The following is a 12,891-nucleotide window of genomic DNA, read 5'->3' on the forward strand; positions in this document are numbered from 1 at the left end:
GGTCAAAAGACATCGTTCGTCTGGACGCCGCGCCAGATATTCCAGCGTTCAAGCGTCCGAAATTTGATCGCGCGCCCACCGGCAAACCGCGTCGGCGCAAAATGGATTCCCACCCAACGGAACGGGACGCCGCGCCGGAACCTCGGCGCAGCAAGCCGAAATCCGAGGATCGCAAACCCCGCAAATCAGAAGATCAAAAGCCCCGGGTGAAAGATCCGGAAAAGATCACGCAAGCGCCGTTGAAAAAACGAAAGCCAGCGGCGGCGAGCCCTAAGGGTCAGCCAAAGGCTGAGGTCAAGGCGGGCAAAGACGCGCATTCCAAATCTCGCAAAAGCGGCGCTAAAGGTCTTCCTCCCCCCAAAGGGAAACCCAATAGCAAGAAAAACCGCGCTCGAGCTGCTGTAAAAGCGGCCAAGGGTGGGAGTGCTGTCCCGAAACGGCGGTAGCTTGGAACTGCGGTTCCTCCCGCACATCGACCCATTGTCTTAACAGTAGCTGGACCCGATACCGCGAGCGTGGATGTTATCGGAAGCCCTTAGAAAAAATGCCGTTATGTCGATTGGCATTGCGACTCGTGGCACCGGCTTGACATTCTCTAGGAGATATCATTTATTTCTGTCATGACAGAAATAAATGATATCTCTGACTCATCCTCCAAGTCCAAGTTCATTCTGTATTGGGGTGATATGGGCAGCCAATGGGGAGTCAACAGATCTGTGGCCCAGATCCACGCGCTGTTGTTTCTCAGTGAAACTCCGCTCAATGCTGAGCAGATTTCCGAGAAATTGGGAATTGCTCGGTCAAATGTTTCGAATTCGCTGAAAGAACTCGTTGGCTGGCGGTTGATCCACCGAATTCCGGTTCCCGGTGATCGCAGAGAGCACTTCGCCGCAGAAACCGATGTTTGGGAAATGGCCCTGCTAATCGCAAAGGGACGAAAAGAGCGCGAGATTGATCCGGCGATGCGTGCAATTAACGTTTGTGTCGCTCAGGCCGCCACGGAACCGGATTTGCATCCGGCCGTTTTCAGTCGGATGCAGGAGATGCAGGATTTCCTGAACACGGCCGATCGCTGGTCGGAGCAGATGCTCAATGTACCCAAGTCAAAACTCTCTTTGCTGATGAAAATGGGGGACAAGGTTTTGTCGCTGCTCAAGATCAACAGCAAGTAATCTAAAATTTTTTGGAACGATATTTCTCTTTTTGCAGAAATAACTGACTAAACAGTAGGAAGCAGAATGAAGCAGATTAACTTTTCGCCTCACCATCAAATTCTTAGGGACAACCGGTTCAGAGATCTTGTTGGCAAGAGCGCTTGGCGCGCGCTTCCCGACGAGGTTCGAAAGCGGTTTGGCTATCGCCTGCGAAATGGGGCAAGTGTTGTTTATCAGGGCAAAGTAGCTGCCATGCACATGAACATGGTGGGTCGCCTGATAGCCCAAATTACCCGGCTGCTCGGGGGGCCATTGCCTTACGATACGTCCTGCCTGAACCAACCCGCGGTAGTAACCGTAACCGAGGATTGCCTGGGTAAAGGTCAATTCTGGGTGCGCCAGTATGGTCGGGCTGCAGGCTTTCCGCAGGTTATCCGCAGTTCAAAGCGCTTCGCGGGCCCTACCGGCATTGAGGAGTATATCGGTGCAGGGATCGGAATGGCTCTGCGTGTAAGTGCCGATCGTGCGGGCATCTATTTCAAAAGTGATCACTTTTTTCTGCAGTTGGGCCGCAGAAAACTCAGGTTGCCGGCTTGGCTGCAACCAGGAGCGCTGACCATCGCGCATATCGATCTGGGGCAATCGCGCTTTCTTTTTTCCCTGAAATTGCAGAGCCGCTTTCTTGGCAATTTGATTCAGCAGGATGCGGTCTTTCACGACATACAGGAGGGACGTTATGGATAACCCAATCCTTTGGACACTCATTTCAATTCAGGTATTTATGGGTGCTTTCGACACGCTCTTTCATCACGAAGGAACGGAACGCCTTGCCTGGCGTGCTTCGCAAAAAACCGAACTTCGCCTACATGGCATTCGCAACCTGTTTTACGCTGTCATATTCCTGTGTTTCGGTTGGTTTGAGCCGCACGGGGTCTTCACCATCGTGCTATCGGCGATCCTGGTATTGGAAGTTTTCATCACACTTTGGGATTTTGTCGAAGAAGATCTGACGCGCAGACTGCCCGGTAGCGAACGCATCAATCATACGCTTCTGGCGCTGAACTACGGTGCTATTCTGGCATTGGCAGCCCCTTATCTTTGGTCCTGGGCTTTCCTGCCCACAGCACTTGTCCCAGTCAGCTATGGATGGTGGAGCGTCATGGCGACTCTCTCGGCAGTTGGTGTTGGCTTGTTCAGCGCTCGTGATCTTGTTGCTGCTCTGCGCTGTGATCATTTGGATCGCGGCGATCCGGCTGGTTTGGTGACGGATATGCCCCCCGGGCAGCGTGTGTTGATCACCGGTGGGACGGGTTTTATCGGACGGCGATTGGTACAGGCACTTGTTGCTGGTGGGCATTATGTGACTGTGTTTACGCGAAATATCGAAACGGCTGCCACGCTATCCCACCCTGTGCGAATAATAACCAGCCTCGACCAGATCCACGACACGGAACGGTTTGATGCGATCGTCAACCTTGCCGGAGAGCCTGTTGCAAACTGGTTTTGGACCGCCAAAAAGCGCGCTCGCATAGTTGAATCCCGGGTTGCTGCCACAGAAGCGTTGCGCATGCTGATTCAGCGTCTTCGGCAAAAACCCGAATGCCTGATCAACGGTTCTGCAATCGGGTGGTATGGATTGCGGGGTGATGAAACGCTGACTGAAACATCCGGAGCCGAACCGGCCTTCGTGCACGATGTGTGTCAGGCTTGGGAACAAGCAGCCGACAAGATCGCGCAGAGCGGGGTGCGTGTAGTTGTTTTGCGCATCGGGTTGGTTCTTGGTGTCGATGGCGGAATGCTGGCTCGACTTCTGACACCATTCGAGTTCTGCGGCGGTGGTGTTTTTGGAACCGGTCAGCAGTGGATGCCCTGGATTGCGCTTGATGACATGATCCGTGTGATCGCGTTTTCGCTTGCGCGACAGGATATTGATGGCGTCATCAATGCGACGGCGCCGGAACCAGTCCGGAACGTTGATTTCACACAGTCGCTTTCCCGGGTTCTACAACGGCCAGCCCTGCTGAGGTTCCCTGGATGGCTTATCTCGTGTGGGCTTGGTGAAATGGGGCGCGAGACCATGTTGAGCGGACAGCGCGTGGTGCCCATGCGACTGCAGCAGCATGGTTTCTCCTTTGTGCATCCGCGACTAACGCCTGCGTTGTTTGCTATGACCGGTCGGAAACACGATCAGTCTGAAAGGCGGAGGCAAAAAGCACCAAGTAATGGCCGATCAGTGACCGACTGACGAGTTGCCCGGAGCCGCCGTTGATTGAAACAGAACCCGGCGGCTCTTGAAAACAGTTTTTTGCCGATGAACTTCGGCTTTCGAGCGGCTGAGCTAACCGCGCAAAACGTGACATAACTTGCTGGCCGCTTTGGTCAGAACCTCATTGTCGAATGCCGCGTATCCCAGCAACAGCGCCTGTTGCTTTGTGGGTAAGACGCAATGAGCGGACAGCGCACCCACCGATAGTCCCTGCTGGCGAGCCAAGCGGCTGATGTCCTGATCGGTGGTTCTGGCGGCTAAACCGGGCTTCAGCGGTAAGCACAAATGCATGCCGGCGACATCCGGATGAATTTCGAGCAGATCATCGACTGCCCTGAGTTCCGAAATCAAGTGGGATTGGCGCTGTGCATAGATACGGCGCATTCGCCGCAGATGGATAGCAAAGTCGCCGCTCAGCATAAACGCGGCCAACGCAGGTTGCGGAATAAGCGAAGCGCGAGGTCCAACCTGCTCAAGATAGGCGCGCGCTTTGTCCACAAGGCGTTTCGGGGCAACCATGTATCCGATCCGTAAAGCGGTACTGATGAGCTTTGAAAAACTACCTAGATACAGAGTGTGTTGCAGTCCATCGAGACCGGATAGGGATGGCAATGGATATCCCTGGTAACGAAATTCGCTGTCATAGTCGTCTTCAATGATCAATCCTCCGACCCGGTCGGCCCAATCCAATAATGAGATGCGGCGTGGCATCGGAAGACTTCTGCCTGTTGGGTAATGCCTAGAAGGTGTGACGATCACTGCTGCAGAATTGTGCGAGATTTTGGCCGGATTGAGCCCGTCGTGATCTATGCGAGCAGAATGCTCTTTCAGCCCCGTTAAGCTCAGCACGTCACGGGTCTTGTGCCAACAGGGATCTTCGACGGTCACGGTATTTCCCTCGCCGATCAGGGTTCGGCAGATCAGTTCAAGAGACTCCCACGCGCCAGAGGTGATGATGATTTGCTCTGGAGCGCAGTTCAGATTACGCCATGTGGCCAGGTGATCAGAAATTGCCGCGCGTAAGGGATACCAGCCAAGGGGATCGGCGCGCGCCAGCAACTCTGGATCTGGTCTGCGCCAGGCACGATCAAGGTGTCTTGCCCATAGGGCATGTGGCATCAACGAGGTGTCGGGTAAGCCAGTCTGAAATGGCAACCAGCTGTCAACTTTGTATCGGCTGATCTTGGCCCGGGGGCGTGGTGGAGCAAGGTGGCTCACATTCTCAGCAATAAAAGTGCCGCTTCCCTGGCGCGTGATCAGATATCCCTCGCTGATCAGTTGATCGTAAGCCGTTTGAACTGTTGTTCGCGAGACTGACAATTCTGCCGAAAGCATACGGCTGGCGGGCAGCCGTGCCCCTGCGTACTTCGGGGAAGACACGATGATACTGCGCAATCCCTCAAGCAATTGCATTTGCAGAGCTGTTTTCTCATCCGGGTCAAGCGAAAGCGCAAAGAGTTCGCTGTCTAAATTGGACTGATATTTTTTCACAGAATTGGCCATTCACAGATTGCCAATATAGCTGCAAACCGGGAGTCGCAAGACTTACAGTGGATTATCGATATGACAGATATGCTCACCATCACCGAACGGTCACGTCTGCGCCGGTCGCATCAGCGCGGGCATTTCGACCGAGAAACCATCAACACCATTCTTGATGCGCAACCCATGTGCACAGTTGGATACGTGATTGATGGTAAACCTGTCGTGACACCGACGCTTCAATGGCGTGAGGGCAATCATGTCTATTGGCATGGATCTTCCGCCAGTCGCGCGCTACGCCATTCGCGGGATACGGATGTTTGTCTCAGCGTCGCTATTCTGGATGGCTTTGTTTTGGCGCGATCCGGCATGCATCATTCAGTGAACTCGCGGTCGGTCACCTTGTTCGGAACTGCTGTAAAGGTCGAGGATCCGGAAGAAAAACTGCGTAAGCTAGCGCGCTTTGTCGATGGCCTGTTCCCGGGTCGTTACGAAGACCTGCGCCCTGACCATGCTCAGGATCTCAAGGCGACCACGGTTCTTGGGATGCAAATCAGCGAAGGTAGCGCCAAGATCCGCACAGGTGGTCCAAGCGACGAGGAACCAGACTACGCATTGCCGATATGGGCGGGTGTCATCCCTGTTCGAACAGAAGTAGGGACACCAATTCCCGATGATCGAAATTTGCCTGAGGTGGCGGTGCCCGAGCATGTGCAGAACTTCAAACTCTGAATATGTTCGGAAGCTTCACGAGCGTTAGGTATTTGGGCTCGAGAACGCGGATGTGCCAGATAATGCGGTGGTTGAAGTCAAAGCGGTATGCCGTTTCACGCGCGACGCATGACGCTTGCGGTCAAATCGTTGCTTCCAAAGCAACTTGTATCTGGATGACCGCATAAAATGAGCAGCTCACGAAGCAGAGCTTTCGAGGAGGTATTAGGTTGTAGGCGGGAAAAACCGAAATTAAGCAGTGGAACTCGCAGCCGCTGATCCGCTGAAAAGAGGTTTTTGGTTGGCCTGATGCCGCTCAACTAGCTTTCGCATGAGCTTGCCCTTTTTGGGTATGTAACGCGCGGAAAGGGCCTCGAATTGTGGGTCACAGCAGTCTGGAAACAGATCTTTGATCTCCTGCTGGGCCTTTGCCGAGACCGATTTAAGAGCTTCGGGACCGGTAAAGAGGCTTTCCGTTGGCGTGCCGTTGGACCAGACGATTTCATGTGTATCAAACAGAAAGTGGAAATACGTGACGCCGTCCGGCGTGTGTTCCACCACGTCTACGCCCTCAAGCGAGAGAAGCTTGTTTGCCGGGATCAGGACATCTTTGCGATCGAACATGCGCATGGCGACGGTTGAAGACACCAGAACGCGATGTTGCGGCGAGACGATCAGGTCTTGTTTGGGATATCCCACCCCCAAAGCGTTGGCACGGATCATAATCGGCTTAAGTCGCGGCTGAGCGTCAAGTTCAGCACCACTCAGGTGACGGGACCCAACCCATCTGATCGGCTTGTAGCCATGATCATAGGTCAGAACCTCATCCGAAACTTTCATGTCCTCAACCCGCACCGGGCCGCGCAATGTCTCGATCAGTGTCCCCGATGCAAAACAAAGCACGTCTACAAACTCGCCGGCAGCGTTTGTCGGACCGGTCACTGACTGGTCCAAAACAATGGTATTTGAACCGCTGTCGTTCCAGGCCGCTGCGATTGCAGCAGTGTTTACCGTCAGCCCATTGAATAGCTCGAGAGGCACGAGCGGCCCATTGTTCGCTTTCACGCCATACAGTGCGATGGTCCCGTCGGGATTTATCTCGAGGCGGACGACGGGATTGCCGTTTGTATTCCCAAGCTGCCAGACGGCAGGTGTATTGACCTCATACCTGTCACCGTCAGCAAACCGGACCGTCTGACCTGCGGTGCCTGGCGTCTGAAACTGAAGTTCGTTCGGTGCTCCGGGAGGTCCGCCAACAAACAGGTCTACGCCGTTGACCTGAATGCTAAAGCTGTTGTCGAGGGTGGCAAAATCGATAACCAATCCACCATCGGGGGTGGTGTCGACGAACGTCGTGGAATTCCCGTTTGCGATGCTGAAGTTTACCATTTCGTTCTCGAACAATCCCCAAAATTTCCACTAGCACAACAACCACATACGGGGTTTGGCCGAGCAGGACATTGGCTGATTTCGCGGTAGTGGGAAAGTACATTCTGTCAGCAAATTTTCGATGGTAGCACCTTAGTTACGCTTTGATTTACGCATCTACCAATGCCTGGCGTGCAGTCGTTCCAGAAGCATCCTGCTTATCGCCCGTAGCTAACAGGTCGACGTGATGGGCGGCATTGGGAGGCCCCTATGGACAGTATTGGCAAACGGACAGTCCAAGCTGTTTGATGTGCCGATCGTCACTCTAGCGATACCCAAAGAACCTGCGCGTCTTCTTCACTTGTCGAGATGCAGCCGTGGCCCATACCGCTATCGTAGTACAAGGAATCCCCGGCCTTCATTGGCAGCGGGCGGTAGTGTTCCGAGATAAAGGTCAGTTCACCGCTCAGTACATACATGAATTCTTCACCGGCGTGTCGGATCCAGGTTTCGAATTCTGAGATATCACGGGCCGTAATAGTCGCGACGTAGGGCAGCATTCGCTTGCTTGTGAGTTCCGAACACAAAAGTTCATGCAGATAAGTTGATGTCTCGCGAACTTCGCCCTGTCCTTTGGGTGTGAAGTCGCGTCGCCCCGCAATACCGGTCTGGCCAGACTGCAGAAACAACTGCGGAGTGTTCATTTCCAACGCCTGCGTCAGTCGTCGCACGATGTCAAAGCTCGGGCGTGTCTGGTTATTCTCGATCTTCGAGAGCGTTGACCGGCCGATACCTGCTACGCGCCCCGCTTCCTCCAACGTCCATCCTTTCGCGCGTCGTGCATCGCGGATCGAACGGCCCAATGCGGCGCCGTCATCCAGTTCTTCCTGCCCGGAAACCTCGCTACGGCCACCTTCACCCATAAGAAAATTCCTCCACTTTATCGTAGTTTACTAATTTCCCCATGCGCACACAACTTCACAAATAGGAGAAATATGTTGCCTTAAGGGAATCATTTCCACTATAGGAAACAAAATTTCGTACTGAGGATTCGGTATTGGAGGAGGACACCATGTTCAAAACGTCGCTTACTGAGGCAGATCCGATCATCGCGGCATCGATCTCGCGGGAAGCCACGCGTCAGGCCGAACAGATCGAATTGATTGCGTCTGAGAACATTGTTTCGCAGGCTGTCATTGATGCTCAGGGCTCGGTTCTGACGAACAAATATGCCGAAGGCTATCCGGGTCGCCGTTACTATGGCGGATGCGAATACGTAGATGAGGTTGAGGCCGAAGCCATCGATCGGCTTAAGAAGCTGTTTGGTTGCAGTTTCGCCAATGTCCAGTCGCATTCTGGTGCTCAGGCAAATGGCGCGGTCAAGCTGGCGCTGCTAAGCCCGGGCGACACGATCCTTGGCATGTCGCTGGACGCAGGAGGGCACCTGACTCATGGTGCGAAGCCAGCGCAATCCGGTAAGTGGTTTCGTCCGGTCCAGTATGGCCTGACCGAAGCCGGTCTGATTGACTATGAACAAGTCGCCGAGCTTGCGCGCGCTGAAAAGCCCAAGCTGATCATTGCGGGGGCATCGGCCTATTCGCGCAAGATCGACTTTGCCCGCTTCCGCGAGATTGCGGACGAAGTCGGTGCATGGTTGCTGGCGGACATGGCTCATATCGCAGGTTTGGTCGCAACAGGATTGCATCCCTCGCCGATCGGTCATGCACATGTAGTCACCTCAACCACGCACAAAACCCTCCGTGGACCGCGCGGTGGCATCATCCTGACCAATGATGAGGCGCTGGCGAAAAAGATCGATTCAGCTGTTTTTCCTGGTCTTCAGGGTGGGCCCCTGATGCATGTGATCGCGGGCAAGGCGGTTGCATTTGGAGAAGCTCTGCAGCCTGAGTTCAAAGACTACATGCAGCGGGTCATCGACAGTGCCGATGCATTGGCCAATGTGATGATGTCCCGTGGATGCGACATCGTATCCGGCGGTACAGACAATCACCTGATGCTGGTTGATCTGCGCCCGATTGGCGTCAAAGGCAATGCCGCAGAAGCGGCTTTGGAACGCGCCGGATTTACGTGCAACAAGAATAGCGTCCCCGGTGATCCGGAAAAGCCCACCGTCACCAGCGGTATCCGGTTGGGAACAGCGGCAGGCTGCAGCCGCGGGTTTGGCCCCGAAGAATTCAAACAGATCGGTCATCTGATCGGTGACGTGCTGGATGCTCTGGCACAGTCGCCCGAGGGTGACGAGACGGTTGAAAAAGAGACCCGTACTAAAGTCCACGCACTGTGTTCCAACCACCCGATCTACTGAGAGAAGACCAATGAGCACCTACGACCTCATCATTATCGGGGGCGGTCCCGGCGGTTATGTCGCTGCGATCCGAGCGGCCCAACTGGGTATGAAAGTGGCCTGTGTTGAAGGGCGCGGTGCGCTCGGTGGTACATGTCTGAATGTGGGGTGTATTCCCTCCAAAGCGTTGCTGACCTCCTCGGCCAAATATGCCGAACTTTCTCATCTCTCCTCTCACGGTATTGAGGTTGAGGGGGCCAGCATCGATCTGGGCGCGATGATGGGGCGCAAGGACAAGATCGTGGGCGATCTGACCAAGGGAATTGCATTTCTGTTCAATAAGAATGGTGTCGACCTGATCGAAGGTTGGGCCAGCATTCCAAAGGCAGGTCAGGTCAAGGTCGGTGACGAGATTTACGAAGCCAAGAACATTCTGATCGCCACAGGCTCGGAGCCTACTCCGCTTAACGGGATCGAGATTGATGAACAGGACATCCTAAGCTCGACCGGTGCGATTGCGCTGGAAAATGTGCCTGAACATCTGGTCGTGATCGGGGCAGGAGTTATCGGTCTGGAACTGGGTCAGGTCTGGGCGCGACTGGGGGCGAAAGTCACCGTTGTCGAATATTTGGACCGTGTCCTGCCGGGTATTGACGGTGAGATTGCCAAACTGGCGCAGCGCGCGTTGTCCAAGCGTGGACTGAAGTTCCAGCTGGGTCGCGCTTTGAAGTCGGTCGATAAAACCGATGAGGGTTTGTCGCTGGCGGTGGATCGTGTTGGCAAGGACAAGGAAGAAGTGATTGAGGCCGACAAGGTTCTCATCGCAGTCGGCCGCCGGCCGGTTACACGCGGACTTGGGCTGGAAGATCTGGGCGTATCTGTGAATTCGCGTGGTTTCATTGAGGTTGATGGTACATTCCAAACCTCAATCCCCGGCATCTACGCCATCGGTGATTGCGTGCCCGGCCCAATGCTGGCGCACAAAGCCGAGGAAGATGGGGTCGCCTGTGTCGAGATGCTGGCAGGTGAGGCTGGCCATGTCGATTACAACACCGTTCCGGGCGTGGTTTACACCGATCCCGAGGTCGCTTCGGTTGGTTTGACCGAAGAAGCTCTGAAGGAAGCGGGAGCGGAGTATTCGGTTGGTAAATTCGCCTTCATGGCCAATTCCCGAGCGCGCTCGACCGGAGAAACAGACGGTGCCGTTAAGGTGCTTTCAGGCCCTGATGGCAAAATTCTGGGAGCCCATATCTGTGGCGCCCATGGTGGCGACCTGATCGCCGAACTGGTCCTTGCCATTACCAAAGGCGCAACTGTCGCCGAGGTTGCCGCAACCTGCCACGCGCATCCCGCGATGGGTGAGGTAGTCAAAGAAGCCTGCCTTGATGCCATGGGCCGCGCCATTCACGCGTGAACTGAGGGATAGACAGATGACCATTCAGCTTCGTCCACGTCACCCTGAGAAAGCCAAAAAGGCTGACAGTGTCATCCCGCGCAAACCGAAATGGATCAGAAAGAAAAAGGTCGAAGGGCCTGAGTACTACGAAACCCGCCGCCTGATGCGCGACCACAATCTGGCGACCGTCTGCGAAGAGGCGGCCTGTCCGAATATCGGGGAATGCTGGTCTAAGCGCCACGCCACCATGATGATCATGGGCGAGGTCTGCACTCGGGGCTGTTCTTTTTGCAACGTGGCAACCGGTCGGCCAGATGCGTTGGATGTATTCGAGCCGGGACGTGTAGCGGCGGCTGTCAAGAAGCTGGGTTTGCGCCATGTGGTGATCACTTCGGTTGATCGCGATGATTTGGCCGACGGCGGCGCAGAACATATGGCGCAGACGATCCGCGCCGTACGTCATCAGAGCCCGGGCACAACGGTTGAGGTTCTGACACCTGATTTCTTGGGTAAAGGCGATGCGGCGGATGTAGTTTTCGATGCTGCTCCGGATGTGTTCAATCACAATCTGGAAACCGTCCCACATCTCTATCCGACCGTTCGCCCCGGTGCGCGATACTACACCTCGCTACGCTTGCTGGACGACGCAAAACGCGCCAACCCTGAGATCTTCACGAAATCCGGCCTGATGGTTGGATTGGGCGAAAGCCTGAATGATGTGCGTCAGGTCATGGATGACCTGCGTGCTGCCAATGTCGATTTCCTGACGGTGGGTCAGTACCTGCAGCCCACCCCGAAGCATCACCCGATTGATCGTTTCTGGACACCGGAGGAGTTTGCCCAACTGGAACAGGTCGCACGTTCCAAGGGCTTCTTGCACGTGTCGGCGACCCCGCTGACCCGTTCGTCGTTCCATGCGGACGAAGATTTTGCCGCTCTCAAGCAGGCCCGTCAGCGGGCTCTCGCAAACGGGGCATAACCTAACGCAAATGGGAGGGATACCATGGAAGCGTTAAATTCAATCGTAGGGGCCATAAATGGCGTCGTATGGGGGGTGCCAATGCTGGTGCTTATCCTGGGCGCTGGCTTCTTCTTGCAGGTCGGCCTGAAATTCATGCCGATCATGCGCATTGGCACGGGCTTCAGCCTGCTGTTCAAAGGCCGCGAAGGTCAGGGTGAAGGGCAAATCAGCCCATTCAATGCGCTGATGACTTCGCTGTCGGCGACCATCGGTACGGGTAACATTGCCGGTGTGGCCACTGCTGTCTTCCTGGGCGGTCCGGGCGCTTTGTTCTGGATGTGGATGACCGCCCTGGTGGGCATGGCCACCAAATATGCTGAAGCCGTCTGTGCCGTGAAGTATCGCGAGCAGGATGAGCTGGGCAATTTTGTCGGTGGCCCGATGTATTACATCAAGAACGGTCTGGGTGCGAAATGGGCCTGGTTGGGCGTTGCGTTCGCGCTGTTTGGCGCAATTGCAGCCTTCGGCATTGGCAACGGTGTACAAGCAAATGGTGTGGCACAGGTTCTGGAATCAAACTTTGGCCTGAACACTTCGGTCACTGGCGTCGTGCTTATGGTTCTCACCGCAGCCGTCATCCTGGGTGGCATCACCCGTATCGGTGCGGTTGCCGGTAAGCTGGTTCCGTTCATGGCGGTTGCTTACATCATCGCCGGTCTGCTGGTGCTGCTGATCAACATCGGCGAAATCGGCAATGCGCTGTCGCTGGTGTTTACACACGCGTTTACTCCGTCCGCTGCTGAAGGTGGCTTTGCCGGTGCAGCTGTGTGGGCCGCAATCCGCTTTGGTGTTGCGCGCGGCGTCTTCTCGAACGAAGCCGGTCTGGGCTCTGCTCCGATCGCTCACGCTGCGGCTGAGACCAAAGGTCCGGTCAACCAGGGTTTGATCGCGATGCTGGGTACGTTCATCGATACCATCATCGTCTGCTCGATCACTGGTCTGGCGATCATCTCGTCGGGTGCCTGGACATCGGGTGAGTCCGGTGCAGCGCTGACCTCGGCAGCGTTCGAACTGTCACTGCCGGGTATCGGTGGCTATCTGATCGCGATCGCTCTGTCGATCTTTGCCTTCACCACTATCCTGGGCTGGTCGTTCTACGGCGAGAAATGTGTTGAGTTCCTGCTGGGTGTCAAATCCCTGATGCCGTACCGCGTACTGTGGATCGTCATGATCTATTTCGGCGCAACC

The 12,891-nt window shown here is 55.2% G+C and carries 11 protein-coding genes; 8 read left to right on the top strand and 3 right to left on the bottom strand.

Annotation, left to right across the window (positions count from 1 at the left end):
- Positions 1 to 620 precede the first annotated feature (620 nt).
- From E1297_RS46060 to E1297_RS46070, 3 genes are all read left to right on the top strand, one after another.
- On the top strand, positions 621 to 1,172 hold the full coding sequence (locus E1297_RS46060) for a GbsR/MarR family transcriptional regulator (RefSeq protein ID WP_155150467.1): 552 nt from the start codon (positions 621 to 623) through the stop codon (positions 1,170 to 1,172).
- A gap of 66 nt (positions 1,173 to 1,238) precedes the next feature.
- Positions 1,239 to 1,898 (top strand): DUF4166 domain-containing protein, encoded by a 660-nt coding sequence (locus E1297_RS46065; protein ID WP_155150470.1) that lies wholly within the window; start codon positions 1,239 to 1,241, stop codon positions 1,896 to 1,898.
- Positions 1,891 to 3,399, top strand: coding sequence for a TIGR01777 family oxidoreductase (locus tag E1297_RS46070; protein WP_155150473.1), 1,509 nt, complete (start codon positions 1,891 to 1,893; stop codon positions 3,397 to 3,399). Before E1297_RS46065 ends, E1297_RS46070 begins: the two co-directional genes overlap by 8 nt.
- A 93-nt stretch (positions 3,400 to 3,492) precedes the next feature.
- Here the strand turns inward: E1297_RS46070 and E1297_RS46075 are convergent, their stop codons facing one another.
- Entirely contained in the window at positions 3,493 to 4,923 is a 1,431-nt protein-coding gene (locus E1297_RS46075; protein ID WP_155150476.1) for a PLP-dependent aminotransferase family protein, read from the bottom strand.
- A 60-nt stretch (positions 4,924 to 4,983) separates the two neighbouring features.
- Here E1297_RS46075 and E1297_RS46080 point away from each other — a divergent pair, with 60 nt between their 5' ends.
- Complete coding sequence (locus E1297_RS46080) at positions 4,984 to 5,634, top strand: pyridoxamine 5'-phosphate oxidase family protein (RefSeq protein ID WP_155150479.1); 651 nt, start codon at positions 4,984 to 4,986, stop codon at positions 5,632 to 5,634.
- A gap of 231 nt (positions 5,635 to 5,865) precedes the next feature.
- On the opposite strand, the gene E1297_RS46085 is transcribed toward E1297_RS46080, so the two are convergent.
- Both E1297_RS46085 and E1297_RS46090 read right to left on the bottom strand, forming a co-directional pair.
- Positions 5,866 to 7,002: a Hint domain-containing protein gene (locus E1297_RS46085; RefSeq protein ID WP_155150481.1), complete on the bottom strand. Its 1,137-nt coding sequence runs from the start codon at positions 7,000 to 7,002 to the stop codon at positions 5,866 to 5,868.
- A gap of 299 nt (positions 7,003 to 7,301) precedes the next feature.
- Positions 7,302 to 7,904 (bottom strand): helix-turn-helix domain-containing protein, encoded by a 603-nt coding sequence (locus tag E1297_RS46090; RefSeq protein ID WP_155150484.1) that lies wholly within the window; start codon positions 7,902 to 7,904, stop codon positions 7,302 to 7,304.
- Between the two features lie 149 nt (positions 7,905 to 8,053).
- On the opposite strand from E1297_RS46090, the gene glyA reads away from it, so the two are divergent.
- From glyA to E1297_RS46110, 4 genes are all read left to right on the top strand, one after another.
- Positions 8,054 to 9,307 (top strand): serine hydroxymethyltransferase, encoded by a 1,254-nt coding sequence (gene glyA / locus E1297_RS46095; RefSeq protein ID WP_155150487.1) that lies wholly within the window; start codon positions 8,054 to 8,056, stop codon positions 9,305 to 9,307.
- A 10-nt stretch (positions 9,308 to 9,317) separates the two neighbouring features.
- Entirely contained in the window at positions 9,318 to 10,700 is a 1,383-nt protein-coding gene (gene lpdA, locus E1297_RS46100) for a dihydrolipoyl dehydrogenase (protein WP_155150490.1), read from the top strand.
- Between the two features lie 16 nt (positions 10,701 to 10,716).
- Complete coding sequence (gene lipA / locus E1297_RS46105) at positions 10,717 to 11,661, top strand: lipoyl synthase (protein WP_155150493.1); 945 nt, start codon at positions 10,717 to 10,719, stop codon at positions 11,659 to 11,661.
- Between the two features lie 81 nt (positions 11,662 to 11,742).
- The coding region (locus E1297_RS46110; RefSeq protein WP_244328120.1) for a sodium:alanine symporter family protein at positions 11,743 to 12,891 on the top strand (1,149 nt) is incomplete at its 3' end.

Source organism: Roseibium sp. RKSG952 (assembly GCF_009711355.1).

Coding starts and splice junctions, on each gene's coding strand:
- E1297_RS46060 (WP_155150467.1), top strand. CDS start 621: ATGACAGAAATAAATGATATCTCTGACTCATCCTCCAAGTCCAAGTTC.
- E1297_RS46065 (WP_155150470.1), top strand. CDS start 1,239: ATGAAGCAGATTAACTTTTCGCCTCACCATCAAATTCTTAGGGACAAC.
- E1297_RS46070 (WP_155150473.1), top strand. CDS start 1,891: ATGGATAACCCAATCCTTTGGACACTCATTTCAATTCAGGTATTTATG.
- E1297_RS46075 (WP_155150476.1), bottom strand. CDS start 4,923: ATGGCCAATTCTGTGAAAAAATATCAGTCCAATTTAGACAGCGAACTC.
- E1297_RS46080 (WP_155150479.1), top strand. CDS start 4,984: ATGACAGATATGCTCACCATCACCGAACGGTCACGTCTGCGCCGGTCG.
- E1297_RS46085 (WP_155150481.1), bottom strand. CDS start 7,002: ATGGTAAACTTCAGCATCGCAAACGGGAATTCCACGACGTTCGTCGAC.
- E1297_RS46090 (WP_155150484.1), bottom strand. CDS start 7,904: ATGGGTGAAGGTGGCCGTAGCGAGGTTTCCGGGCAGGAAGAACTGGAT.
- glyA (WP_155150487.1), top strand. CDS start 8,054: ATGTTCAAAACGTCGCTTACTGAGGCAGATCCGATCATCGCGGCATCG.
- lpdA (WP_155150490.1), top strand. CDS start 9,318: ATGAGCACCTACGACCTCATCATTATCGGGGGCGGTCCCGGCGGTTAT.
- lipA (WP_155150493.1), top strand. CDS start 10,717: ATGACCATTCAGCTTCGTCCACGTCACCCTGAGAAAGCCAAAAAGGCT.